General features: G+C 34.7%; 1 protein-coding gene. It reads left to right on the top strand.

Going from position 1 to position 852, the window contains the following annotated elements:
- The first annotated feature begins 172 nt into the window (after nucleotides 1–172).
- The gene (locus tag JM172_RS24525; RefSeq protein ID WP_214484988.1) at nucleotides 173–703 is read left to right on the top strand and encodes a hypothetical protein; all 531 of its coding nucleotides are present in this window, start codon (nucleotides 173–175) and stop codon (nucleotides 701–703) included.
- Nucleotides 704–852: the final 149 nt, after the last annotated feature.

Raw genomic sequence — 852 nt, forward strand, 5'->3', positions numbered from 1 at the left:
ACGCTTTAAAAACTCTATGATTAGGTTACTAAGAGGTGATATCAGCTCTTTTTGTTTGAACAATTACCATAGACTCCAGTACATTTTAGTCACGTTATATATTTTAGTCCAACCTTCTATAACAAATATCCATATATATAAAGTAAAAAGAAATATAGAAGGTGATGTTACTATGAAAGGAAAAGATTGTAAATGTAGAGTTGTTCCACCACCACCTCCAGGACCTCCAGGACCACCAGGAAAACCTGGAGCGCAAGGACCACAAGGACCACAAGGACCACCAGGGATAACTAGATTAGTTGATACTGTTAAGCAGTGTACTGGTGTTAATGTGAATCAATTCCCTACAACTTTTGATGTGATGATAACAAGTGCTATAGGTGCTCCGCAATTTCAAATTTTCAATTTCTCTGTAATTCAATTAGATGGTGGGAATTATACTTTCTTATCTGATAATGGAGGCCCTAGAGTTGCAGCCGTGGGGGACATCATGAACTATAGTGTTCCTGGAGTAATAGGTGGATTGGCTATAGCTAGGAATCCCATAGCTGGAGACATTATCATTAATCAATCTGATAACGATGACAACTATCAACTATCATTTTCGACACAGGTAATGTTACAACCTGGAGAGTCGGTTGAATTTGTAATTCGACAAAATGGTCTTGTAATTCTCGAATCAGCAATTCAGGTAACTATTTAAATAAGAATTTGTATAACATAGAGCTGAGATCTTATTAAATTTGCATGATTTTGTTCAATTCCTTTATTTCAACGAATTAATTGATAAGTTAAATGATTGCCTTAATTTTTTCTAACAGTTATGATGAAAATTGAGTATTATTTAACACA

The sequence above is a fragment of the Bacillus sp. SM2101 genome (assembly GCF_018588585.1).
Taxonomy (GTDB): Bacteria; Bacillota; Bacilli; order Bacillales; family SM2101; genus Nanhaiella; species Nanhaiella sioensis.